General features: G+C 36.0%; 20 protein-coding genes and 4 pseudogenes. 12 read left to right on the top strand and 12 right to left on the bottom strand.

The window, feature by feature from the left end; translation table 11 throughout:
• Positions 1 to 18 precede the first annotated feature (18 nt).
• Both BEN74_RS00405 and BEN74_RS00400 read right to left on the bottom strand, forming a co-directional pair.
• A protein-coding gene (locus tag BEN74_RS00405; protein ID WP_228200337.1) for an IS3 family transposase occupies positions 19 to 1,169 on the bottom strand; the annotation gives its coding sequence in 2 pieces (ribosomal slippage) (positions 19 to 929 and positions 929 to 1,169; 1,152 coding nt in all).
• 284 nt (positions 1,170 to 1,453) lie between these two features.
• The gene (locus BEN74_RS00400) at positions 1,454 to 1,870 is read right to left on the bottom strand and encodes a hypothetical protein (protein WP_068912257.1); all 417 of its coding nucleotides are present in this window, start codon (positions 1,868 to 1,870) and stop codon (positions 1,454 to 1,456) included.
• Between the two features lie 254 nt (positions 1,871 to 2,124).
• On the opposite strand from BEN74_RS00400, the gene BEN74_RS19875 reads away from it, so the two are divergent.
• The 3 genes from BEN74_RS19875 to BEN74_RS00390 all read left to right on the top strand — a co-directional run bounded on the left by BEN74_RS19875 (position 2,125) and on the right by BEN74_RS00390 (position 4,067).
• On the top strand, positions 2,125 to 2,265 hold the full coding sequence (locus BEN74_RS19875; RefSeq protein WP_019383597.1) for a hypothetical protein: 141 nt from the start codon (positions 2,125 to 2,127) through the stop codon (positions 2,263 to 2,265).
• Positions 2,266 to 2,451: 186 nt separating this feature from the next.
• Entirely contained in the window at positions 2,452 to 3,069 is a 618-nt protein-coding gene (locus BEN74_RS00395) for an AAA family ATPase (RefSeq protein ID WP_004758942.1), read from the top strand.
• Positions 3,069 to 4,067, top strand: a complete 999-nt coding sequence (locus BEN74_RS00390; RefSeq protein WP_019383598.1) for a ParB/RepB/Spo0J family partition protein — start codon at positions 3,069 to 3,071, stop codon at positions 4,065 to 4,067. The genes BEN74_RS00395 and BEN74_RS00390 overlap by 1 nt, the downstream gene beginning before the upstream one ends.
• 123 nt (positions 4,068 to 4,190) lie before the next feature.
• Here the strand turns inward: BEN74_RS00390 and BEN74_RS00385 are convergent, their stop codons facing one another.
• Positions 4,191 to 5,501 carry a replication initiation protein gene (locus tag BEN74_RS00385; RefSeq protein ID WP_068912254.1) on the bottom strand — a complete coding sequence of 437 codons (1,311 nt, stop codon included), beginning with the start codon at positions 5,499 to 5,501 and terminating at the stop codon, positions 4,191 to 4,193.
• 670 nt (positions 5,502 to 6,171) lie between these two features.
• Positions 6,172 to 6,573, bottom strand: a pseudogene (locus BEN74_RS00380) (IS30 family transposase); the annotation flags it as partial.
• A 475-nt stretch (positions 6,574 to 7,048) separates the two neighbouring features.
• Here BEN74_RS00380 and BEN74_RS00370 point away from each other — a divergent pair.
• The 3 genes and pseudogenes from BEN74_RS00370 to BEN74_RS00360 all read left to right on the top strand — a co-directional run bounded on the left by BEN74_RS00370 (position 7,049) and on the right by BEN74_RS00360 (position 9,002).
• Positions 7,049 to 8,281 (top strand): ATP-binding protein, encoded by a 1,233-nt coding sequence (locus BEN74_RS00370; protein WP_068912250.1) that lies wholly within the window; start codon positions 7,049 to 7,051, stop codon positions 8,279 to 8,281.
• Between the two features lie 26 nt (positions 8,282 to 8,307).
• Positions 8,308 to 8,610: pseudogene (locus tag BEN74_RS00365) on the top strand (HNH endonuclease signature motif containing protein); the annotation flags it as partial.
• A gap of 242 nt (positions 8,611 to 8,852) precedes the next feature.
• Positions 8,853 to 9,002: a hypothetical protein gene (locus tag BEN74_RS00360; RefSeq protein ID WP_225554346.1), complete on the top strand. Its 150-nt coding sequence runs from the start codon at positions 8,853 to 8,855 to the stop codon at positions 9,000 to 9,002.
• 262 nt (positions 9,003 to 9,264) lie between these two features.
• Here BEN74_RS00360 and BEN74_RS00355 read toward each other — a convergent pair whose 3' ends face one another.
• On the bottom strand, positions 9,265 to 9,594 hold the full coding sequence (locus tag BEN74_RS00355; RefSeq protein ID WP_010116447.1) for a DUF4236 domain-containing protein: 330 nt from the start codon (positions 9,592 to 9,594) through the stop codon (positions 9,265 to 9,267).
• Positions 9,595 to 9,853: 259 nt separating this feature from the next.
• On the opposite strand from BEN74_RS00355, the gene BEN74_RS00350 reads away from it, so the two are divergent.
• Positions 9,854 to 10,786, top strand: a complete 933-nt coding sequence (locus BEN74_RS00350) for an IS5 family transposase (RefSeq protein ID WP_086374392.1) — start codon at positions 9,854 to 9,856, stop codon at positions 10,784 to 10,786.
• Between the two features lie 1,658 nt (positions 10,787 to 12,444).
• Here the strand turns inward: BEN74_RS00350 and repM are convergent.
• Complete coding sequence (gene repM, locus BEN74_RS00345; protein WP_201773389.1) at positions 12,445 to 13,392, bottom strand: replication initiation protein RepM; 948 nt, start codon at positions 13,390 to 13,392, stop codon at positions 12,445 to 12,447.
• Between the two features lie 393 nt (positions 13,393 to 13,785).
• On the opposite strand from repM, the gene BEN74_RS00340 reads away from it, so the two are divergent.
• The 3 genes from BEN74_RS00340 (at position 13,786) to BEN74_RS19160 (ending at position 15,428) form a co-directional block, all read left to right on the top strand.
• Positions 13,786 to 14,424 (top strand): AAA family ATPase, encoded by a 639-nt coding sequence (locus BEN74_RS00340; protein WP_068912720.1) that lies wholly within the window; start codon positions 13,786 to 13,788, stop codon positions 14,422 to 14,424.
• A 2-nt stretch (positions 14,425 to 14,426) separates the two neighbouring features.
• Positions 14,427 to 14,726: a hypothetical protein gene (locus tag BEN74_RS00335; RefSeq protein WP_034171686.1), complete on the top strand. Its 300-nt coding sequence runs from the start codon at positions 14,427 to 14,429 to the stop codon at positions 14,724 to 14,726.
• 552 nt (positions 14,727 to 15,278) lie between these two features.
• Positions 15,279 to 15,428 (top strand): hypothetical protein, encoded by a 150-nt coding sequence (locus BEN74_RS19160; protein ID WP_162898101.1) that lies wholly within the window; start codon positions 15,279 to 15,281, stop codon positions 15,426 to 15,428.
• A 104-nt stretch (positions 15,429 to 15,532) separates the two neighbouring features.
• Here the strand turns inward: BEN74_RS19160 and BEN74_RS00330 are convergent.
• Positions 15,533 to 17,395, bottom strand: a pseudogene (locus BEN74_RS00330) (type I restriction endonuclease subunit R, EcoR124 family); the annotation flags it as partial.
• Positions 17,396 to 17,448: 53 nt separating this feature from the next.
• On the opposite strand from BEN74_RS00330, the gene BEN74_RS00320 reads away from it, so the two are divergent.
• On the top strand, positions 17,449 to 18,150 hold the full coding sequence (locus BEN74_RS00320; protein ID WP_005005861.1) for an IS1 family transposase: 702 nt from the start codon (positions 17,449 to 17,451) through the stop codon (positions 18,148 to 18,150).
• 9 nt (positions 18,151 to 18,159) lie between these two features.
• Here BEN74_RS00320 and BEN74_RS00315 read toward each other — a convergent pair.
• The 4 genes and pseudogenes from BEN74_RS00315 to BEN74_RS00300 form a co-directional block, all read right to left on the bottom strand.
• Positions 18,160 to 19,215, bottom strand: a pseudogene (locus BEN74_RS00315) (type I restriction endonuclease); the annotation flags it as partial.
• Positions 19,216 to 19,344: 129 nt separating this feature from the next.
• Positions 19,345 to 20,595, bottom strand: a complete 1,251-nt coding sequence (locus tag BEN74_RS00310) for a restriction endonuclease subunit S (protein ID WP_068913022.1) — start codon at positions 20,593 to 20,595, stop codon at positions 19,345 to 19,347.
• Positions 20,595 to 22,169 carry a type I restriction-modification system subunit M gene (locus BEN74_RS00305; protein ID WP_068913020.1) on the bottom strand — a complete coding sequence of 525 codons (1,575 nt, stop codon included), beginning with the start codon at positions 22,167 to 22,169 and terminating at the stop codon, positions 20,595 to 20,597. The genes BEN74_RS00310 and BEN74_RS00305 overlap by 1 nt, the downstream gene beginning before the upstream one ends.
• A 253-nt stretch (positions 22,170 to 22,422) precedes the next feature.
• Positions 22,423 to 23,481, bottom strand: a complete 1,059-nt coding sequence (locus tag BEN74_RS00300; protein WP_068913018.1) for a DUF2326 domain-containing protein — start codon at positions 23,479 to 23,481, stop codon at positions 22,423 to 22,425.
• A gap of 41 nt (positions 23,482 to 23,522) precedes the next feature.
• On the opposite strand from BEN74_RS00300, the gene BEN74_RS00295 reads away from it, so the two are divergent.
• Positions 23,523 to 24,455: an IS5 family transposase gene (locus BEN74_RS00295; protein ID WP_068907481.1), complete on the top strand. Its 933-nt coding sequence runs from the start codon at positions 23,523 to 23,525 to the stop codon at positions 24,453 to 24,455.
• Positions 24,456 to 24,846: 391 nt separating this feature from the next.
• Here the strand turns inward: BEN74_RS00295 and BEN74_RS00285 are convergent, their stop codons facing one another.
• The gene (locus tag BEN74_RS00285) at positions 24,847 to 25,779 is read right to left on the bottom strand and encodes an IS5 family transposase (protein ID WP_068907481.1); all 933 of its coding nucleotides are present in this window, start codon (positions 25,777 to 25,779) and stop codon (positions 24,847 to 24,849) included.
• Between the last annotated feature and the right edge of the window lie 12 nt (positions 25,780 to 25,791).

The following is a 25,791-nucleotide window of genomic DNA, read 5'->3' as shown; positions in this document are numbered from 1 at the left end:
TGAATAGCCACCAAAACTCTAGACACACATAACCATCTTTTGATGGGACTTTTCATAATCTAATGGAGAACGTTGTCCATTGGAACCATGTCTTCTTTTTGAGTTATAAAACATTTCAATATATTCAAAGATATCTGACCTCGCTTCAGTTCTTGATGCATAGTTTCTCTTCTTAACTCGTTCCCGTTTTAATAGCTGGAAAAAGCTTTCTGCAACAGCATTATCATGGCAATTGCCTCTACGACTCATACTGCATTCCAAATTATGTTGTTTAAGGAATGCTTGCCATTCATGACTGGTATATTGGCTGCCTTGGTCAGAATGAATCAAAACCTTGTTCTTTGGTTTTCTCCGCCATAAAGCCATCAATAACGCATCTAGCACAAGATCTGTAGTCATTCTTGATTTCATAGACCACCCAACAACAAGGCGTGAAAATAGATCAATTACAACAGCAAGATATAACCAACCTTCATGTGTACGAATATACGTAATGTCTGTTACCCACTTCCGATTAGGCTGAGTTGGATTAAACTGTCGTTCTAAGGTGTTTGCGGAAACAATACTTGGCGTACCTGCATAAGATCTAGGCTTGCGATAGCCGCGCTGTGATTTAAGCCCATTCGCTTTCATTAACCTATGCACCCGGTTGATACCGCAATTTTCGCCAACATCTTTCAAATCACAGTGAATCTTGCGATAGCCGTAGACTCCGCCAGATTCCAGCCAGAACTGTTTAATCAATCCTGAAAGCTGTTGTCGTTTCCTCGCAGTTTTACTAGTGGGTTGTTTCAACCATGCGTAATAACCACTGTGATGAACATCTAGAGTCGAACATAAACGACGAACAGACCATATGTGCTGATTGTCCTGAATAAAGGCATACCTCATTTGGACTGGCTTGCGAAGTACACCGCGGCTTTTTTTAATATGTCCCTTTCTTCAGTAACTCTTTGCAACTCCTTTTTTAGCTTTGCCAATTCTGAAACTGCATCCCTAGAGTCTGTGATTTTAGGTTCTTGAGGAGCATAACGCTTGATCCAAGCATAAAGACTATGCGTGGTTGTACCTAAACGTGCGGCAACTTCAGCCACGCTATGACCTTTTTCAGTCACTTGCTTTACTGCTTCAATTTTGAATTCTTCAGGGTATCGTTTGCTACTGCTCATAAGCACCTCGTTAATTAGCCATTTTATCTAACTAAAAGGTGTCTACAAAATCGGTGGCTATTCATTTCGCCCTGAAAATGCCGACCATGGAAAGGATTCACATGCTGCACCTTTAGCTAAAACAGTCTTCAGCTTACCATTCGTGGTTATTTGCAACAGTGCCAATAAGAGTTCAAATATTCTATTTAATTGTCATTAAACCGGATTCTGGCAGGGTGATATATAGAAAATTTGGACGAATTAAAAAGCCTGCATTTGCGGGCTTTTTAATGTCTGGTTTGGAGTTAGTTATTTTTCTTTTCTAATTTTTGGGCAACGGCTAATTCACATTCTACTGGATGGAAGCTGACCAGATCTGCCGATGTACTTAACTTGCCATTTTCACGGTCGAAAATAAAAGAGACAGAACATTTTTGATTTGCCTGATCGGTGATTTGAACACCGTAATACCAGGTTTCCGCATCGCTAATCACTACGACGTTTTTAGTCTCACCTAAATTTTCTTTTAATACCGCCTGAGTTGGGGTGCTAATTGCACTAGCAATAAAATCTAATGAAACAGGTTTGTGCTCAGTGATTTTAGAGGTGATTTCTGGACTAAACAGTTGGTAATCATTACTGATTAACTGTTCATGATTATGTGCGTTTGCCAGTGATGCTGCGGATAGTGCTAATGTCAGCGTGATTAACTTGATTTTCATATTGTATCCTCATGATTCGAATATTTTAAAGTTTGAGTTTCTTTCAAATTTCTAAAATCATATACGATCTTAAAAATAATAAAGGGTTTGGAGATAAAATCTCATTTTTTTGTTTCACTCTGATGGGCATGCTGTTCCACAGTGGGAAAATATGCAATCCGTCTTTAGTCGATTTAGGCGTTGAGTTTTAGGCGGAATTCTTTCAGCCCAATAAAAAATTCGATCCTGCATCAATAATGTGAAAGAGCAATTCCATGGATAACAACCTATTTGATCATCTTATCCTTTCAATAAAAGAAGCAGGTGCCATCAAAAATGATGAGATTCATGCACGTCTGGCAGTTCTCAATAAATTTACAGAATTAGGTCGACCTCATACCCAAGTTGTCACTTAAATTTGAGTGATTTGGGGAAGCTTTACTTTTAAATTCTTTATGCAACAAAGCCTATTGAATCCGAAAAAGATAATAACTAGGCTTATAGATAATTTGATTTTTTAAATTTCCACAGTGGAAATTTAAAAATATTTTTTTTATTTTTTTATTATGCTAATATAAATTTAATTTTTATATATATTACCCATGACAATATACGTAATCGCAAATCAAAAAGGTGGTGTTGGAAAGACAACGCTATCAACCAACTTAGCTGTTGCTCTGAGTAAAAAAGGCAAGACGACTCTTGTAGATGGAGATGATCAACAATCCTCTATAAAATGGAGTAAACGTAGACTACAAGATTCTATTACAACCATTGCTCTTAAAGATAATTTAAAAGAAGAATTACAACAATTAAAACAAAATAATAAATATATTGTATTGGATGTTGCAGGGCGTGATTCAGCTGAATTTCGTTCAGCATTATTAACAGCAGATGTTCTTATTATTCCAACACAACCTAGTCAAACAGATATTGAAGTACTACCTTTTGTTCTAAGATTAGTAAATACAGCAAAACAAGTGAATAAAAATTTAAAAACATTTGTGGTGTTAAATAAAGCCCCAACTAATAATAAATCTACAGAAATTGATGCTGCTTTAGAGCTATTACAGCAAGTCAAGTCTGTTAAAACACTAAATACAATTTTGCGTGATCGCAAACAATTTCGCGATGCGATGATCGAAGGAAAATCAGTATTAGAAATGGGTAGCAGCAAAGCAAAAGATGAATTAAATGAATTTTTGGTGGAGATCCTGTAATGGCAAAAAAACCATTAATTGTCGATTTTAATGATTCTCTTGAAATGGAGCAGGCATTTATTAATGCAGCAGGAACAGGAAAAGTATCATTAATATCATCAATTGAAAATAATATTGTTGATGTACCTATAGAACTTATTGACTTCTCAGAGCATCAACCTCGTATTATTACAGATAAAGTTTTACAGGAAGTTGAAATTCTTGCCACGAGTATTGCAACGAATGGACAAATTTACCCTATTGTTGTTATAAAAAAAGAGGAAAGATATGAGCTCGTCGGTGGAGAAAAAAGGTTTAGAGCTGTTAGAGATATATTAAAGCATAAGACGATTCGTGCAATTATTCGAGATGATAAATCCAAGGAAAAAACAGCTTTAATTTCATTGATTGATAACTTACATCGATCGGATCTTAGTGATTTTGAATTAGTCAACGCCATACAAAAACATTGTAATGAGTTTGGATACTCTATACAAAATGTAGAATTTATCACTCAAAAATATCAACTAGATCAATCTAAATACTTTAGATTAATGAGCTTTTATAAACTTCCAGATTATATAAAAGAAGATCTAAAAATAAATCCAAAAGCTATTTCAGGTGCAACTGCACAACAATTGTTAACCGAATTAAATAAACTCGTTTTAAAATTTAATCATCAATTGGTTGAATCTGCCACATTTAATATATGGAAAAAATATCTAAATGAATTTACAGAAACTAATCGTCCATCAAAAAAATTCATTTACGAAATAGAAAAAGCATTAACTGTACAAGAGATAGCTAAAAAGCAAGAACAAAATATCACAAATACGTCTAAAATTAATAAAATGGTACTAAAAGATAAAAATGGTCTTAAATTTGGCTCAATTAAGATTGAAAAAAATCTCAATGGGAAGACAGTCGTAAATATTCGTACTAGTTTAAATGCTGAATTTAATCAAGAAAAAATTGAAAAACTAGAAGCTTTTCTTGCTGATTTAGACGATAAGGTATAAAAAATTATAAATTTCCACAGTGGAAATTTATAATTGAGTATCCAATATGTTATAGATTGATATTGGATACTACCATTTACCATATATATAAGATTAAAAAATGATACATAAGAAAGGTTATCATCAGAAAGGTAGTTGATCTTCTGCAGGATCTAAAATTTCATCCATATCAGAATCTGCAATATTTTTATCTTCATGCTCTGCCATATTATCTTCAGACGCATCTTTTTTAAAGATATTCATATTGCGTTTTGCTTGTATCCAAAAATAGTAATCCAGATCAATAAGTTTATGATCATTCAATATATCTAACTTATTTGTTAATAAGCTACGCATCGTTTTTTTAGCTGTAATCGTATCCAAATCACCTAAAAAACAACCATAATCGTTTAAGAAAACATCACAATTCACTAAAACTGTGATTTGCTTAGAGCTCAACTTAGTGACTGGTTTAATATATTTAACGCGTTCTTTATCTTTAAAGTGTGATCCATCATCACTATATGGAATTGCATTTTTAAGATGTTTTTCTTTTAATCGATCAATAATACGTTGAAAAATTAGATTTCTATGCTCTTCCTTCATTTTGTAAGTAAAACGTATACCTACAACAAATTTTCCATTTTTAATCGTTTCATAATCAATTTCAAGATTACTTAACTTATTAATTTGTGTTTTAGCAACATTCAAAACACGGCTTTTTAAGTTATCGATTAGTTTATATTTATCTTCAATATCTAAAGCAAAACGCAATCTTTCCAAACTTATATCATGAATTTGCTGAATACCTAATGACTCAGCTTTCCATAATTCAGAATTGAGAATCCTATAAATCCGCATGGCATAATTAGAACGCATCCGCATAACATAGCGAATTTGGTGTGTACTAAATGAATGCGTCATACCTGTCGGATTAATTAAGTTATAGAAGTAATTATAAAATTCTCTAGCAAAACGAATCTGCATGCATTTAGTTTCTTTACTATAATGACAATAAATAATCATTGGTACCTTAATTGGTGTAGGATCATCTTTTTTCTTGATCAACATTACCTTAGGCTTATAACTATCATAAACACGCTGCAAGGCCTTTTCACCATACCGATGAATTTCATATAGCTCACTTGCTGTGACAACATCTTTATCTAAATCTTTTTCTGAAATCAATTCACCAAAATTAGCTGCACTAATCGTAATTAACTCATCTGGATCAAAGCGCATATTTTTATTTAGTTCATTTTTGCGCACAGCAACCATAGCACAGTACACTAGCTTTTCTTCATTAGCTTCATAACTGTAATTTGCAGTGGTCATATCATTACGTGTAGCCACTAAATCAGTGTATTGAACACGACGAGAAGAAGGCTTTATTAATTCTGTACTTTTCAAACCAAACTCCGTGGTTACAATTTTATAACCATACATTAATAACATTTTGTATTGAAATCAACAATGAAAGCAAACAGATCAATAAAAATATATCTTTTAGCTTACGGACAAAACGTATGGTTATTCACAGATATTTAATAAAATTATCAACAACGGACAAAACGTATGGTCATTTCATATAATCTAATAAATAATGAGAACAGGACAAAACGTATGGTTATATCAAAAATAAAATTCAAATAAGCTCAAAAGCATTGCTATTAAATGCTTTTAATGTCATTACAATAAAAAAAATAAGTAAAATAATCCAATATATCAATAGAAAGAAAAACCAATCTTCAATAAAAAAGCATGTACATCGGACAAAACGTATTGATAGTGCTTAAAACATCATCATTTATTTGGAATAGAAAAAATTCATGGTTATAGTTTTTATTGTGCTAACTGCAATGAATATTTGTATATTCACTTTAAGAGAATTTTTACTATTGATAATTTTGTGGATAAATTGAGACAAAACGTATGGTTATCGGACAAAACGTATGGTTGAACGGACAAAACGTATGGTTGAACGGACAAAACGTATGGTTATTAATGAATAACCACTTGAATTTAAATATAAAAATATCCTCATAAACTTTATTAAACATATATAAACATATATAAACATATATAAATACTTATAAACCTTTAATTTAATTTTTTTAATAAAATTTTAAATAAGACGAATTGAAGCAACAAGTGCAACACTATAAAAACCAGCGATCACTTCACTGAGTGTATACCAACATAGTATCTTTCTAGGACGATTATTTAGACCAAACTCTATCTATTCTATTCGCTCTTTTGATACATCATCAAACGATAAGGATTTTGGTAAATATTCATTCGTATTTTCATTTTTAGCGCGTTGATTAGACTTTTATGGATCCGCAAAGTAAGTGTCTATGCATGCATCTGTTATCCTACTATGCTCTGAAAACTCCTTACCATTATCAAAAGTCACACTATAAGCATGACTGCTACGCAAACATTCTAAAGGACACGAGATCGTTTTAGTTGAGGTTCTCGTTTGCCACAAATGAACCATATGTACATATAGACTCTTACGTTTCACATTCGAGTAGTTCTAAATTATTTTGGCTGTGATTCATGCAGGAATGAAGAGCGTTCGACAGCCGTGGGAATTGATCGGCATAGCGTTGGTAAATACTGATTTCGTGATTGAGTTGAACAATACTGTTTTCTACACGTTCCAGTTCGATTTGCAGCTGGTCTTTCGTTTCACAAGATTCTTGCTGTGTTGGAAGATGGATGGTGCTGGACTGTGTGATTGGCTGATAGTTTTAGATGTGACCATCTCTGATTTTTTAAAAAACAGCTTAGTATCTACAGAGACGTAATATTCTATATCGTGTTTGAAAAAAATATTCCAGTGAAAATCTATTGTCTATAGCACCTCTAACACCTGCGATAATAGGAATTTAAATATTTCAATTAGAATTTAAACTTTTCTTAAAAACAAAGAATATTTCTTATGTGATCTAAATTTTGATAGAATATATAAAAAGTTTAGAGTCTAAGTGTAAACAATGATAAAGAATAATATTCGACGTGAGAGCTACCTGAAATTTCTGAATACATGGAAAAACCGTGATCTCATTAAAGTACTATCGGGTGTACGTCGTTCTGGAAAATCTACTTTACTAGTGATGTTCCAACAAGATCTAAAAGAGCAAGGTGTACAAGATGAAAATATCATTGCTATTAATTTCGAATATATGGAATTTGAAGAACTCACCTATTATCGTAAATTACACGATTATGTACTTTCGAAAGTCGATAAAAACAAAAAAAACTATGTTTTTTTAGATGAAATACAGCATGTTCAAAATTTTGAAAAAGTAGTCGACTCTTTATATATTCGTGACTATATCGATCTATATATTACAGGTTCAAATGCATTCTTTTTGAGTGGGGAATTAGCGACGTTACTTACAGGGCGTTATATCGAGCAGCATGTTTTACCTCTGTCATTCCAAGAGTTTAAACAATGGCATACTGAAAATAATCCAACCATCCAACAATTATCCAATCGTGATTTGTATGCGATGTACACTCGCAGTAGTTTCCCTTATACACTTGCAATGACTAATCAGCAGGAAACCTATGATTACTTACAAGCAGTCTATGCGAGTGTCATGTTTAAGGATGTTATTCCTCGCTTGAATACTGCAGATATTAACGCTTTGGAGCGTGTTGCAAAGTATTTGGCAAGTGTTACGGGCTCACCTATTTCTATTAATAAAATTAAAAATACCTTTGTTTCAAGTGGAGTTAAGATCTCATTTGAAACAGTAAAACGATATATTCAGGGTTTACAGGATAGTTTACTATTTTATAGTGCAGCACAATTTAAAGTACGTGGGCGAGAGCTATTACAAACCTCTGAAAAATACTATCTAGTTGATGTTGGCTTGCGCCGAATTATGTTGCCTGATGCAAATGCTGATCAAGGCCATATTTTAGAAAATGTGATTTATCTTGAGCTCGTCAGACGAGGCTATACTGTTTATGTTGGGCGACTTGATGAATATGAAATTGATTTTGTTGCTGTTGATACGTTACAGAATTTAACTTATTACCAAGTCGCGTTAGAAACACTGAATGAAGAAACATTAGCCCGAGAGTTACGCCCATTGCAGAAAGTTTCTGACTCGTATCCCAAGTATTTATTGACCTTAGATACTATAGGTACTGAAGCCAATTATAATGGTATTGTAAAAATGAATGCTCTCGATTGGTTACTGTCTGAAAATAAGTAAAGTGGAGTGTAGGCATCGACAATCTAATTTCTCGATCAAAGCCCAAGGCCTTTTCAGCATTAACCAAAAATTTGCTTAAGCATAATTTTCTAGTGGGTAATCATAACTTTTGCCCCATTTGTGATGGATTAATCTATCTCGATTCTACTGAATCGGATCATAGGATTGCCAAAGCCGCAGGTGGGCAAGGTGTGCTAGAAAATGGTCTGCTGGTTCATCTGCTCTGTAATAGAAGAAAATCAGATATCAGCTTAGAGGAGACTAGAGCGGATTTGTTTGACGAGCTTTTGTACTCATCTATCAGCAAGATATGGCTTTGGTCTGGCTAATTTACCCTAACCAGCCTTGCAAGTCATGGTTAATCAATACTCTTGTTTTTAACCTGAACATAATGCCTAAACGATCCGATTCTATAAAGTTGGATCGTTGATTAAGCCGTTTTTAAGGACTGATTTCTATATATACAGGGGGCAGTCCTTTTAATATCACTTTGATTCATCGTATTGAAATATTGATGTTACAAAATAGTACTATTCATGTGATTGATTTAAATCAAATAGGGGATTGCAAAATGAAAAGTTTACTAACAACATTACAAGGCTTATTAGTACGTGAGCCGTCAGATTTAACCTCACAAACAATTGCTAAAATGGATTTAACCATTCATCGCCAATACCAAGATCAACAGGTGATACTATTACGTACTGACTATTTAGAATAGTCTGAATAATTAAAAAAAACACACAAAATAATGAAGCTATAAAAAAGCTCCTTTAAAAAACCGCAATTCATTAAAACTACAACAAAACTTACTTTTAAGCTGTGCGATCATCAATATACTGTGAGCCACAGTCGCTGATTTAAATAACGGATAGAGTAGTAGCGAGAATCGCGCTGTAGTTTCTGAAGGATCTTAATATCCTTAGTTTGCCCACTCACCCATGTGGGCATTTTTTTTTGATCAAAATACAATGTTGTTTTTGCTAAAAAATGACGGCACCCACAATAAAACACAATATTCCAAAAATAATCCAAGGCCATATCTTTGCCTTCGGTTGTTCTAAATTCTGAGGATTATATTCCGTGTGTTCTAGCGATGTCGGTTGTGGAACACGGGTCTTTTTAGAGTAAGGCTGGTGTTTAGAGTAAGATAGTCCCGTACCTGGAATACCGACACTGGTTCGCGTACCTTTTTTCCCAATATTTAGAGAAGCACCAGGTTTGCCAATGCTGGCACTGCTGATGCCTTTATGGGTCAGATTAATTTTAAAACCCGGGAATAATTTAATACTTTTACGAAATCTAAAACCCATATTGCTCTCATTCTAAAATTTAGCTCAATTTACGCTCTACACCAGGATCCATGATCTGCTAGAGATCTTACTTTGACAGCTATCATCACGATATTAGTATATTTTTTATCTGGTGATTGCAATACTACCTTTAAATACCGTCAAAAATGTTTACTGTATATTTGCTGTGGGGTAATCTTAAAACTGCTATTTATTGACTGATTGGAGCTTTGTTGCACAAACCTATCTGTAAAGGCTTTTTCAGCGATATAATTTTCAAATGAAGAAGCCTACACACAAAATCTACCGCACAACCAATTGGCCCGCATATAACCGAGCACTCATGAGTCGCGGAAATATTGCCATTTGGTTTGATCCTGCTACGCAATGGTATGCTCCATCAAAAGGCAAACAAGGGCGAAATCAAACCTACTCCGACGCAGCTATCCAATGCTGCTTAATGATTAAATCCTTATTTCGTCTTTCTGTATGCATGGTGACTGGCTTTGTCCAAAGCTTGATTAAACTTTGCGGATTAGATTGGACAGCTCTGGATTATTCAACCATTCGCAGAAGACAAAAGCATATTGATATTCAAATTAGCTATGAAAAGAGTTGCAATGGACTGCATCTACTCGTAGACTCTACAGGCATGAAGTTTCTAGGTGAGGGCGAATGGAAACGCAAGAAACATGGAGCTGAATATCGTCGCCAATGGCGTAAACTACATATTGGTATAGATGCCAAAACCCTACAAATACGCGCTATTCAGCTCACAACCAATAATGTCAGTGATTCACAGGTGCTTGGTGATTTACTTAATCAGATTCCACAAGATGAGCAGATTGACTCTGTTTATACCGATGGAGCTTATGACACCAAGCAATGCCGTCAGGTCATTGCAGATCGGCAAGCGCATGCGGTGATTCCACCTAGAAAAAATGCGAAACCATGGAAAGATACAAAGAGTAGCTCGCTAGAGCGAAATGAATTACTTCGAACAGTTAAACATTTAGGCAGGACATTATGGAAAAAATGGTCAGGCTATCATCGCCGCAGTTTGGTGGAAACCAAGATGCATTGCATCAAATTATTAGGCGATAAATTAATGGCAAGAAGCTTTCCTAGTCAGGTGAATGAGATCCATGCACGTGTAGCAGTCCTTAACAGATTTACGGAATTAGGTCGCCCACTTACCCAAGTTACGCCTTAAATTTGGCTCAATTAGGGGCGCTTTGCATTTCAAATCTTTGTGCAACAAAGCCCATTTGATTTATAGCGTTATTTTCATACCTCTATTTTATCAAAAGCCATATTGTTTTTTTCAGCATACTTTTTGAAACACCACTAATTTTTATTTTCAGCGGCAGACTCTCATATATGGACAGATCCCTGACAGGAATTACCGGGAGAGTTTTCAATTTCATATCCTCTCCCAAATGACATAACATCATAAGTTACGCAAGTTATGTAACTTTTATTCCTGCCAGACCAATCCCGGGCAGTTCTTCTCATTAGATGGATCCTTAGTTTTCAGCACTGCACTTCCATATATGGACAAATCCCTGACAAGCATGACCGGGAGAGGTTTCCATCTCATCACTCTCTTCAGATTACATAAGTTCATAAGTTGCGTAAGTTATGTAACTTCATAATTTAATATTCCTGGCAGATTAATCCCGGGCAGTTCTTCTCATTAGATGGATCCTTAGTTTTCAGCACTGCGCTTCCATATATGGACAAATCCCTGACAAGCATGACCGGGAGAGGTTTCCATCTCATCACTCTCTTCAGATTACATAAGTTTATAAGTTACGTAAGTTATGTAACTTCATAATTTAATATTCCTGGCAGATTAATCCCGGGCAGTTCTTCTCATTAGATGGATCCTTAGTTTTCAGCACTGCACTTCCATATATGGACAAATCCCTGACAAGCATGACCGGGAGAGGTTTCCATCCATACTCTCTTCAGGATTACATTAATTCATAATTTAATATTCCTATAGCAGATTAATCCCGGGCAGTTCTTCTCATTAGATGGATCCTTAGTTTTCAGCACTGCGCTTCCATATATGGACAAATCCCTGACAAGCATGACCGGGAGAGGACTCTCTTCATTTGATTTATAGCGTTATTTTCATACCTCTATTTTATCAAAAGCCATATTGTTTTTTTCAGCATACTTTTTGAAACACCACTAATTTTTATTTTCAGCGGCAGACTCTCATATATGGACAGATCCCTGACAGGAATTACCGGGAGAGTTTTCAATTTCATATCCTCTCCCAAATGACATAACATCATAAGTTACGCAAGTTATGTAACTTTTATTCCTGCCAGACCAATCCCGGGCAGTTCTTCTCATTAGATGGATCCTTAGTTTTCAGCACTGCACTTCCATATATGGACAAATCCCTGACAAGCATGACCGGGAGAGGTTTCCATCTCATCACTCTCTTCAGATTACATAAGTTTATAAGTTACGTAAGTTATGTAACTTCATAATTTAATATTCCTGGCAGATTAATCCCGGGCAGTTCTTCTCATTAGATGGATCCTTAGTTTTCAGCACTGCACTTCCATATATGGACAAATCCCTGACAAGCATGACCGGGAGAGGTTTCCATCTCATCACTCTCTTCAGGATTACATAAGTTCATAAGTTCATAAGTTCATAAGTTCATAAGTTATGTAACTTTATAATTTAATATTCCTTATAGATCAGCTGCTAACCGTTCATGTAATAGCCTTCCAATTAAAATGGACACTTCTCAATAAAGACCAAATTATAGAACTAGGGTTACCAAGACAGACTAAATTTTTTTCTATAGGTTAGTAGTGTTCAAAATAAGAATTTCTATTATTCAGGTTATGATAACTTTTCTGATTTATATTTTTCTTTATAGCCCACTTTTAACAAATCAGGATAATACTTTTTTACCTTTTCAGGGTCGAGAAGTTCAAGTGAAATCCTTTCTTTAAACGCTTCGATCTCTTCGCCTACATTGGCATATTTTCCCCCGAATTCGGGATATTTGATAAGGTCACACAATTTTTGAGCGAAAAATATAGATTGTTTTGGTGTCAACTGATATGTCGGTTCCAGTACCTTATCACTAACAATTAAGGAAGCTTTTTGATTAAAAGAAAATTCGATATGTGTAATTGTTCTTCCTTCTTTTTTCTGCTCATAACTTACGTCGATATCAGTAAGTTTATTAATTTGATCTATGGCAACCGTCAATACACGCTTTTTAAAATCGCCCATGGTTTTATATTCATTTTCAAGTAAACCTAACTTATCACGCAATTCAACCATACTAATATATAGCTTGCCTTTGCTACGCCATCTAATCAAAAGTTCATACAGCCGTATAGCGTATACGCTAGATAATTGAGAAATTTGCTTTAATTCATAACGGGTAAATTTTTCTTCAAGTTTTACAAAAAGCTGTAAAATATCAGGAGCAAAAATTAGTTGAGCGCATGCAGCTTCTTTAACATAGCCAACTTTTGATACCCAACGGCTTTTGTAGACCGCTGGCTTACCTGTAACAGGATCTATGGCCTTATAGGTGAGTCTACGTTCAAACAAGTTATCACACGCTCCTTGAAGAGCCTCATAGGCCGCTTGACGACCCAAATTAAAGTGCTTCATGTATTCAGATGCATGTATTGTTAGCAAGGTATCCGATGTAAGCTCTTTTTCAATTTCCCTAGCTGCAATAATCGCAACTAAAATTAAGCGTTGTTCAGACAAAGTCAACGCATAAGATGCTTCAATCAAGTTATTATCTTTATAAATTAGATTTGCCATATTGTGATTAGAGAAACAAATATCATTAATGGACATTAACACTTAATGACCATTAATGGAAGATCTATTTATGCCAGGAAAACGTCCATTTATATCAGGAAAACGTCCATTTAAATAAAGGAAAATGTCCACTTATTGTCAGGAAAACGTCCATTTAAATAAAGGAAAATGTCCACTTATTGTCAGGAAAACGTCCATATAAATCCTCTGAGAACTAGACTACATAAGGCATACAAAGGTCTTATAAATATAAATTTAAAAATATATATAAAATTAAAAAAGAGCATTACTTGTGGATAACTTTATTTTTTAAATTTATTTTTCACAATAGTTGATTCAGGAGAATCAAACTTGTACATTGTTTTTAACAAAATTACGTAACTTACATAACTTATGATTATTTTAGTAGGTGGTGAAAAAGGCGGAGCTGGTAAAAGCTGCCTTGCCCAAAACTTAGCGGTTTATTTACAAAAAAAGAATAGAGATGTTCTTCTTCTAGATGCAGATCCTCAAGGTACAACTACTGACTGGATTAAAGAGCGTGATGAGAATGAGGATTTAAAGAATATTCCATCTGTACAAGCTTCAGGCAATATTCGTCAAGTTTTAAAAGATTTATCAAAAAGATATGAAGATATTATCATTGATGCTGGTGGGCAAGATTCGGAAGCATTGCGTTCTGCTATGACTATAGCAACACATATGCTATTGCCTTTTAGGCCTAAACGTAGAGATCTAAAGACTTTGGATCATATGGAGCAAGTATTAAAACTGGCGCGAGCAGTGAATCCAGATTTGAATGCAAGAGCAATCATTACACAATGCCCAACATTACCGTCACAAGTACAGCGAATTCTAGATGCTAAAGAAGCCTGTATATCGTTCGGAATAAAAGCCTTAGACCACATCACGACAAATCGAAATGTTTATGATGATGCAGATGAAAATGGCCTATCTGTTTTTGAAGTAACAAGTGATTTTAAAGCAAAAGCAGAAATTGAAGGGATAGCTCAAGAGTTTTTAGGAGTATAACTATGGCAGGTCTTAGCGGTTTAAAAAAGAAAACTGACGAGCTTTCAGATCAGGATAAACTGGTTGAAAATTTCATATCTGGAGCTGATAAAAGAGTTAAGGATCTAGAAGTTTCACAAAAGAAATTCGTTCGTTGTACCTTTTCTTTAAACCAAGAATTAAGTGAATTAATTGATGAGCTAATTATCAAAAGTAATAACGCTCGTGTTAACAGATCTAGTATTGTAAGAATAGCTTTAGAGTCACTGGCAGAGCAGAATTTAGAAGATTTTAAGCAGCTGATTGATAAAAGTTTTAAATAAAATAAGAACATGTTATTTAATCTTATAAATTAAATAACATAACTTCATAACACTTTTTTAAACAAACCTATCTATAAAGATTTGTCTACCCATAGGAGAGCTGTACAATTTATACACTAATTCCAAATTTTTGGCTTTATTAGAGTTCAAATTAATTTACAAAAAAATGATAGCATAAGTGTTTGTTTTTAAATACATTTATCTTATGTTAAAATTCATTTAATTTTATATTTTATAAGCAATTTTTTAGTTTAGATTCAATAAAATTGTAAATTATTGAATTATATATAATTTTTTAAATATTTTTTGTTTAATATTTTATTTACTATTTTTCAAACAAATTTTAATATACCTCGTTAAAACAATAACTTATAATGTCGGTGTTATGCGTATTGTACGCATAATACCGAGTTGCTTTCTGGTGAATATTTTAGAATTTTTATTTTTTTCTAACTTTATATTTTTCAAAATCAAATTTTTTCTTGTTATCTTAATTTTTTTGCGTGAATTTTCATCTTTTTATTAATTTATGGAGTTTTACAGCTTTAATTGATGGCACTGTTGAAAGAACTGGAAGCAGAAAATACTAAACTTAAAAAGATGTATGCAGAAAAATGGTTAAAGGCAGTAATTATCTATGAAGCAATAGTAATGAGTAGAATCGCTACGCAAGATGGTCATTTCTTGTATCTACAAAGTTAACGTTACGTTATCTTTAGAGGGAAGTGCTGTCCATTATTTTGGCTAGGATCAAGTAATGGGTAGCCACCATATGAGCCTGCAAAATATGACCTAGACCATGGTGTTTAGAAACCCCGATAGAACTTTTCAATAAAATTTCGAGTTTTGAGAACCAGGGTATTCATCAGAGTCTTACGTTCTGAGATCTTAGGGCGAGCAATCGGTAAGTCTTTGACATCTTCCCGGCTAGGTAAACGCTGGGTGTATTCATATTGGCTGAGCACCGTTTTGAAGACTTCAGGTTTGATGGCTTCTTTTTGACACAGCTCATTCAGCGCCTTTTCTTTTTCCACATCCCAAAACTGAGCAAAGGCTTGTTCAACGCTTTGACCATTGGCCATGCGCGGAATGTTTTCATCCAGGAACTTTTGAATCAGCTCTTGTTTGTCATACAAGTTGTGGTTGGTCGAGATGATATCTTGCACCTGGGAACGATACTGCTGTTTCTTTTCAGGATCTTTATGATTGACCACCGATTGCAGTAAATTCAGGATATAACCGACATTCACGGTATCGCGGTGGATCAGTTCCAGTTGGAAATTGACGTCATTGAGGACCGATACCTTGTCTTTAGGCTGGACCACACGGACGTTGTTGTACAGATATTTGTACTGCGAGGTGTGTTTCTGGAATTCTGCTTTGTTTAAATCTGTATCGTCTTGCTCATACTCGACAAAGTTTTCCAATTGGGCATTGATCCGCATCACCTCACGGAAGGCTTTGACGTACTCCAATTGCTGTTCTTCGGTTTCCAGCGTATTGGGGACTTGATCCGGATCTGGGGCAATACTGAGTAAATGGGCGACCGCAGCGTTGTATTTTTCCTTGATGCTGTCGAAACTTGGAATCAGCACGATTCTTTGTGCTTCATCTTTATTTGAGAATAGGGTGAGGGCTTGGTCCGTGGCCTGTTTCAGGTTACGGAAGCACAGGATATTACCGAACGGCTTATCTGCGTTCAGAATACGGTTGGTGCGTGAAAAGGCCTGAATGAGACCATGATATTTAAGGTTCTTGTCGACATACAGGGTGTTGAGTGGTTTTGAGTCAAAACCGGTCAGGAACATATTCACCACGAGCAAAATATCGATTTCTTTTTTACGTACCCGATTGGCAATGTCACGATAGTAAGCGTAGAACTCATCGCCTGAGTTGTAGTTCTGGCCAAATTTGGCATTGTATTCAGCAATGTACTGATCGAGTTTATCCCGATTGGATTGGCTGATCCGGGGCGGGAGATCCGCAGACTCTTCTTCAATTAAACCACTGTGATCTTCGACCTTGAGTTCTTCATTGGCTGCAAAGGAAAAAATCGTGGCAATGGTCAATGGCGTATAAATCCCACCTTGTTCTTCGGCTTGTTGCTGTTTTTCCTGCTGTACTTTTTTGAACAGTTCGTAGTACTGGGTCAGGACTTCAACGGAACTGACACAGAACATCGCGGTGAAGGTTTTATTTTTGGTTTTGATGTGGTGATTATCCAGGATATAGCGGGTAATCATTTCGAGACGGGCAGGGTTATCAAACAGCTCTTTGGTATCAATTCCTTCTACATCTTCTTCATAGCTGTCGCTATTTTCGATGCCATTGCTGGTGTATTTACCCAGATAGGCAATCTGGAAGGGTAGGACGTTGCCATCACGAATGGCATCGGTAATCACGTACTTATGCAGGCATTCGTCAAACAGGGCATTGGTGGTGATTGCTTTTGAGTCAATTTTCAGTTGGCTGTTTTTCTCAAAAATTGGCGTTCCGGTAAAACCAAACATTTGCGCCTGATTAAAGAAGCGTTTGATATTGCGATGGGTATCACCAAATTGGCTACGGTGACATTCATCAAAAATAATCACGACTTTTTTATCTTTGAGATAGTGAATCTGATCGCTATAACGGTCAGAACTGATGGCAATATTGAGCTTTTGGGTGGTGTATCAAAAAGTATGCTAAAAAAAAGCAGGTTGAATTTTGATAAAATAGAGAAATGCAAATAACTCTAGAAATCAAATGTCCAACCTGCCTCAGTGACAGTATAAAGAAAAATGGCATCAAAGTAGATGGGAAACAAAACTACCAATGCAAAGACTGCAAACGTCAGTTTATTGGTGACCATGCTCTGAGCTATCTAGGATGTAATTCTGGCATTACTCGTAAAATATTACAGTTAATGGTCAGAGGCAGCGGTATACGAGATATCGCTGAAGTTGAGCGCATTAGTATCGGTAAAGTCTTACGGACTTTAACTGAATCGGCCTATCAAATTCAGCCTAAACAAAGTCATTATGAATCTCTCGAAGTAGATGAATTCTGGACTTTTGTTGGAAATAAAAATAATAAACAATGGCTTATTTACGCCTACCATCGAGAAACAGGTGAGATTGTTGCTTATGTTTGGGGTAAGAGAGATTTAGCTACAGTCCAAAGGTTGAAGACAAAGCTTAAACAATTAGGTATTCACTACACCCGAATTGCAAGTGATCATTGGGACAGTTTCATCACTGCTTTTAAAAACTGCAAGCAAAGTATTGGTAAGTTGTTTACTGTAGGAATTGAAGGTAATAATTGCAAAATAAGGCATCGAATAAGGCGTGGTTTTAGAAGAAGTTGCAATTTCTCCAAAAAGCTTGAAAACCATTTTAAAGCCTTCGACTTAACCTTCTTTTACATCAATAATGGCTTCATTTAATGTCAGCATACTTTTTAAAACACCACCGAGCTTTTGTAAGGTGGTGACAATCAGTTTGTCGTGCTTTTGGCCCAACTGAGTGACCAAAGTTCCGGTATTTTTGGTGGTATCGACACTGTCTTTTTTGAAGGCATTGAACTCACGTACCGTTTGGGTATCGAGATCACTGCGATCCACCACGAAGAGGACCTTTTCAACTTCAGGCAAACGCATGATGAGTTGACTGGCTTTGAATGAAGTCAGGGTTTTTCCTGAGCCTGTGGTGTGCCAGATATAGCCATTTTGCGCTGAATGTTGCACACGTTGAATAATCTGCTGTACCGCATAGATTTGGTAGGGACGCAGCACCATCAAACGCTTTTCAACTTCCAGGATCACCATGTATTCAGTCAGCATTTGGGTGATGTGCTGATGCTTTAAAAAGGCTTCGGCAAAGGTATCGATTTTATGGATATGCTTATTGTCAAAATCTGCCCAAGGGAAGGTAAATTCGAAATTGCTGGTGCCGGTTGAATAGTAATGGGTGTGGTCACGATTACTAATCACGAACAGCTGGATGTAATTAAACAGACCTGCTCCGCTACTATAAGCGACTTTGGCATAGCGTTGGGTTTGGTTAAAGGCTTCAGGAAGCTCTACCCCGGCGCGTTTTAGCTCGATTTGCACCAAAGGCAGGCCATTGATCAGCAAGGTGACATCAAAGCGACTGGTGTGGCCATTACTGGCACTGTGATCGATAGCGATCTGATTGGTCACTTGGTAGATGTTTTTCTGAGGATCGGCAAACAAAAAATCAATGTGGCGTGTAGAACCATCGTCAAAGTTCACAGGAAAGCGATTACGCAGTACTTTGGCACAGTTAAAACTATTGCCAGCCTTGAGATGGTTGAGGACTTGTGCCCATTCATTTGCAGAGAAAGAAGCGATGTCATTGGCGCGTTCAACTTGAATTTTTAGATTGCTCAGCAGTTGATTTTCATCTTTGAGATCAACCTGGTGATAGCCCAGGTTTTTGAGCTGTTCAATGAGTTGATTTTCAAGTTGAGCTTCGCTTTGTACGGACATCTCTTTCTCTAATTTTTTATTGAATTACTGTGATCTAAGTGAAATCCATCTGATTGAAGCTCAAAACATACGGTGATGTTTTACCCTCAAAGTCTTCAGATCAGATGGAGGAATTGACGTTCTCAGTATTTAAACAAACATTTGCTGTAAAAGTCCTTTTTTCCAAAGCTTGGCTTGTTCTAGCTGCTCTGAAACAACATCAATTTTTTGATCAATGCTTGATAGGAAGTTGGCGATTTTGGTTTGTTCTTCGAGGCTGGGGAGTTTTATTTCAACTTTGCCAATATTTGTTTTTGAAATTCCCAGGACAGAAGTACCCGTAGCTAGCTTTTTAATTTGCTCCCGAACTTCAAAAGTTTGCATTAAATATCCACAGAAACCCAAGGCAAAGGGTTGAACAGGCCTAGCGATATATGTGTGTAATCCTGCAACAACTTTCTGGTTGTTTAGATGAACAACTTCGATGGCTTTACCAATATCTTTGTAATCTTCAGAAGCATCAGCAATAACTAAATCGCCCTCTTTCAAAAATTGATTTTCAGCAATTTTAGTAGAATCTATTTGATCATTTAAAAATGGCACAATTTCTTTAGATACATCAAAAAGCATAGAAAACTTTGTATGAATATCACCATAGTGAATATTCATAACTTCACCTACTTCCGACAGCAAAGCCCGTGAATATGAGTTTGTATTATGAAATACGAAACTTTCAGAGAATTTAACTTTTCCCCACTCTCCAAACTCACTACCATCATTCGCTTTAAAGCGAATCTGCTGACTAAACAGCTTTTGCATCATGCCTTGTTTATATTGGCCCAGAAGGTGGAGTTTTTGCGAAAGCTGACTAATCTTTTCATCCACTGTAGAAAGAAAAGTAGCGATTTTTGTTTGTTCTTCTAAACTTGGTAGATCAATTTTTAATTCCGCAAAATTAGATTGACCTAGGGTTTTATTGCGTCCTGCTCCCCCTGGGGATGCAAGCTCTAAATAACTTTGTCCTTTATCAGTAACAAACAAATAGCGAAGAAAGTTTACATTCGATAAATTATTTTTCGGCAAATACATAGGAAATCGATGCGATGCAATCATTCCTTTTTCTGCATCACTTGTAACTGCAATAGCTCGTTCCCATGCAAAAACAATGTTCACTACCAAAGCATTTGGCTCAACCCAAAATACTCTTTTATTTCCTAACTCTTCACCTGTAACAGCTTCTTTATGAAAAATTCCTTTGCCATGCGAACGAATGCCAATTTGGGAGTATTTTTTGTTAGGAATCACATCAATAGGATTAGAAACTCTTTCTAAAAAACTATCTAATCTTTGTTTGTTCCACTTCTCTTCAAATGCTGGAAAACGTAACTTAGGTGTAGCCATTACTTCACCTCCGTAAAAGGTGAGTCAATGTCAAGTTCTTTACAGAATTCAGCAATTACTTTGTCGGTATTTTGGCTTTGCTGCTCAAGTTCTTTGAGTTGCTGTGCAATGGCATTCAGATCTATTTCATCTTCAGCTTCGAAGGTATCGACATAGCGAGGAATATTGAGGTTGTAATCGTTATCTTTCACGTCTTGCAGTGTCGCAACCTTTGCATATTTCTCGATATTTTGACGCTGTTCAAAGGCTGCAATGATCTTATCGAGATGTTCAGGTAATAGCTTGTTTTGGTTCTTCTGTTTGTCAAAGTCATTGCTGGCATCAATGAATAAAATATCGCCTGTATGTTTACGATTTTTCTTCAGTACCAAAATACAGGTTGGAATAGACGTACCGTAGAAAATGTTGGCAGGTAAGCCAATCACAGTATCAATCACATTCAGTTTTTCAATCAGGTACTGACGAATCACACCTTCACTTGAACCACGGAACAACACACCATGCGGTAGAACAACCGCCATAGTACCGTTGTGATCGAGCTGATGAAGCATGTGCTGAACAAAAGCCATATCTGCTTTTGAACTTGGTGCAAGTTTACCAAAACGGCTAAAACGCTCGTCTTGCAAGAAGATAGGATCTGCTGACCATTTGGCTGAGAATGGAGGATTGGCGACCACTGCTTCAAAACGCTGATCAATGTGCTGTGGGCGAATTAAGGTATCTTCTTGCTTGATATCGAATTTGGCAAAGTGAACATCATGCAAAATCATGTTCATTCGTGCCAGGTTATAGGTGGTCCGGTTCATCTCTTGACCGTAAATCATATCGACATCTTGAACTTCACGTTTTACACGCAAAAGCAATGAACCTGAACCACATGTCGGATCATAGACTGAACGTAGACGTTGTTTGCCTTGAGTCACGATCTTTGCAAGCAAAGTTGATACGGTTTGAGGTGTATAGAATTCACCTGCTTTTTTACCTGCACCAGATGCAAATTCACCAATCAGGTATTCGTAGGCATCACCCAATACATCTGATTCTGAGTTACTGAGATCAAAATCGATGTTGTCTAAATGTGTGAGTACTTTGCTGACCAATTCATTACGATCGTTGGCATTGTTGCCGAGTTTGGTTGAATTAAGGTCGAGATCCTCAAATAGATTGGCAAAATCATCTTCAGACTCAGCACCCAAGGTACTACGTTCGATTTCTCGTAAGGTATTTGATAATTCATCAAGAATGAATTCACCTTGACGACCACGTTCAGCAATTGTGTGGAACAGTTGCTTTGGAGCTAGGGCATAACCGACTTCTTCGACTGAGTTTTCTTTGATGCCGTCAATGAGTTCAGCGTGATCAGGGTTATTTTCATCAAGTTGGTGATATTTTTCTGCCAAGCCTTCATCTTTCAACAGTTCATTGGCAAAGCTAATCGCTTTTTCAGACAGGTATTTGTAGAAAATGAAGCCGAGAATGTAGTCACGGAACTCATCAGCTCCCATTTTTCCACGTAAATCGTTCGCAATATTCCAAAGATGTTTTTGTAGTTGTTGAAGTTGAACCTGAGTCATGAAGCAAGAATCTCTAGTAATACCTAAATTTGCTTAAGTATAACGAGTATCTGCTTATAAAAATTAGGTTTTTGGATCCTAATACTCGAATTTCATATATAAATATCGCCGGATACTTACGCTTGGGCTATCTATCCATACAATTAAAAGCTTTTTCAGACATTAAATATTGTAGCTATAAAATAGTTTAATACTTAAATGTCTAATCAAGTTAGCTATAGTTAAAGAAGCCTGGCTTATATTGGATGTAATATTATAAAGCAAGATCGATTATAGACTTTGATATTAAACCTTTCTTGGCAGAGTTGTATTTCTCAATATTAAAGAATTTATTATCCTCTGATAATGTAAGTATTATATTACTATCATCAAAATCGGGGATGCCATCTAATTTGTCTGAAATGATAGGAAATATAAACTGACAATCGACTCTATTAATAAGGTTGATCAATCTATCCAAGATATTGACATCAATAATTTCTATTTTATCTTGTGTAAAAAAGTGTGGTCTTGTTAGGTTAATAGTATGGTCATTGGCAAATGAAACATAAGCTAAATCGAAAGCAATGATGACGCTTTGTTTACTACCATCACCAATATTACTATCGTTTCTTTCACAACTTGGTATAAGGGTGAAGTGTTGAAGCTTATCCTTGTTGACAACTATGTAGTAACTATCATCGGTTAGAATCTTTGAGTATTCAGAAAAATAGCGATTAAAAATAGTAATTTTAATTCGCATTTTTTCTAATATATCCTCAATTTTTATCGTTAGATTATTAAATTGCTGTTTAAGTGATGCCAACTCTTCCGAGGTTTTTTCACGTTGACTTATTAAGGATTCAGTCTCCGCAATCTCTTTAGTAAGTTCATTAATTTGATGACCTAAATTGGTATATTCAGTAAGAGAGCCTGTTTTTGCTAATTGATTTAGCAGGACTGAATATTCTTCTGCTAATTTAGCATGTTCCAATTCTAGTGAATTAATTGCTTCTTTGCTTTTAGAAACTGATTTTTTGATAAATTCAACTTCATTTTCAATCATTTTTTGGTGGAAAATAACAGTTTCTTCAAACTTTTTATGTATATCGATATTGTAGATTTGAGCTTCTTTATAGATGTACTCTATAGTTTGAGTATCAATAGAATTACTCTTTGATAGCATTTCCGCTAATCGCTTTTCCCAAACATCTTTATCAAGTAAAAGTTCATTGATATGAGCTTTCGTTTTATTTATTTTTTCTTGAATCTTATTTAAAGCATCATTTTCATGATCATACTCTTTTGAGATTTGGAAACGGCTTTGTTGCACAAACCTATCTGTAAAGGCTTTTTCAGCGATATAATTTTCAAATGAAGAAGCCTATACACAAAATCTATCGCACAACCAATTGGCCCGCATATAACCGAGCACTCATGAGTCGCGGAAATATTGCCATTTGGTTTGATCCTGCTACGCAATGGTATGCTCCATCAAAAGGCAAACAAGGGCGAAATCAAACCTACTCCGACGCAGCTATCCAATGCTGCTTAATGATTAAATCCTTATTCCGTCTATCTTTACGTATGGTCACTGGCTTTGTGCAAAGTCTGATTAAACTTTGTGGATTAAATTGGACCGCACCAGATTACAGTACGCTTTGCAGAAGACAAAAACATATTGATATTGCGATTAATTATCAAAAAAGCAGTGGTGGGCTTAACTTGCTGGTAGACTCTACCGGTCTAAAGTTTTTAGGTGAAGGTGAATGGAAAAGGAAGAAACATGGACCTGAATATCGTCGCCAATGGCGTAAACTTCATATTGGTATAGATGCTGAAACCCTTCAAATACGCGCCATTCAACTCACTACAAATAATGTGAGTGATTCACAAGTGCTTGGTGATTTACTCGATCAGATTCCACAAGATGAGCAGATTGACTCTGTTTATACCGATGGAGCTTATGACACCAAGCAATGCCGTCAGGTCATTGCAGATCGGCAAGCGCATGCGGTGATTCCACCTAGAAAAAATGCGAAACCATGGAAAGATACAAAGATCAGCTCGCTAGCGCGAAATGAATTACTTCGAACAGTTAAACGTTTAGGCAGGACATTATGGAAAAAATGGTCCGGCTATCATTGCCGAAGTTTGGTCGAAACTAAGATGCATTGCATCAAATTATTGGGGGATAAACTCAGTGCAAGAAAATTTGATAGCCAAGTCAATGAAATTCATGCACGTGTAGCAGTCCTCAACAGATTTACGGAATTAGGTCGACCACTTACCCAAGTTACGCCTTAAATTTGGCTCAATTAGGGGGCTTTGTATTTCAAATCTTTGTGCAACAAAGCCTTTGGAAACTGTCATATTTTGACTTGAGTTCAAGAAGCTCTATTTTTTTTACATCATTGATTTCACGTTTACCAGTACTTAACGTGTTATTAAGATATTTAAACTCTTGTGATTTTGATCCAATGGTATGCTCAATATTTGTTCTTTCATGAATAATATCCATTTTAGGAAAATCAAATAAGAACAAATGTAATAATTCATACTCAAATGAAGAAGTAGATGGATGGAGATATTTAATAATATTGGAAATTTGATGATCAGAAGTTCGAATAAATTTTGGAGTCAATTGGGCTTTGTTGCACAAAGATTTGAAATACAAAGCCCCCTAATTGAGCCAAATTTAAGGCGTAACTTGGGTAAGTGGTCGACCTAATTCCGTAAATCTGTTGAGGACTGCTACACGTGCATGAATTTCATTGACTTGGCTATCAAATTTTCTTGCACTGAGTTTATCCCCCAATAATTTGATGCAATGCATCTTAGTTTCGACCAAACTTCGGCAATGATAGCCGGACCATTTTTTCCATAATGTCCTGCCTAAACGTTTAACTGTTCGAAGTAATTCATTTCGCGCTAGCGAGCTGATCTTTGTATCTTTCCATGGTTTCGCATTTTTTCTAGGTGGAATCACCGCATGCGCTTGCCGATCTGCAATGACCTGACGGCATTGCTTGGTGTCATAAGCTCCATCGGTATAAACAGAGTCAATCTGCTCATCTTGTGGAATCTGATCGAGTAAATCACCAAGCACTTGTGAATCACTCACATTATTTGTAGTGAGTTGAATGGCGCGTATTTGAAGGGTTTCAGCATCTATACCAATATGAAGTTTACGCCATTGGCGACGATATTCAGGTCCATGTTTCTTCCTTTTCCATTCACCTTCACCTAAAAACTTTAGACCGGTAGAGTCTACCAGCAAGTTAAGCCCACCACTGCTTTTTTGATAATTAATCGCAATATCAATATGTTTTTGTCTTCTGCAAAGCGTACTGTAATCTGGTGCGGTCCAATTTAATCCACAAAGTTTAATCAGACTTTGCACAAAGCCAGTGACCATACGTAAAGATAGACGGAATAAGGATTTAATCATTAAGCAGCATTGGATAGCTGCGTCGGAGTAGGTTTGATTTCGCCCTTGTTTGCCTTTTGATGGAGCATACCATTGCGTAGCAGGATCAAACCAAATGGCAATATTTCCGCGACTCATGAGTGCTCGGTTATATGCGGGCCAATTGGTTGTGCGATAGATTTTGTGTATAGGCTTCTTCATTTGAAAATTATA

It is taken from the genome of Acinetobacter sp. WCHAc010034 (assembly GCF_001696615.3).
In the GTDB taxonomy this organism is placed as follows: Bacteria; Pseudomonadota; Gammaproteobacteria; order Pseudomonadales; family Moraxellaceae; genus Acinetobacter.
Note: the sequence above shows the minus strand (reverse complement) of the source record. Positions and strands in the feature narration are given on the sequence as shown.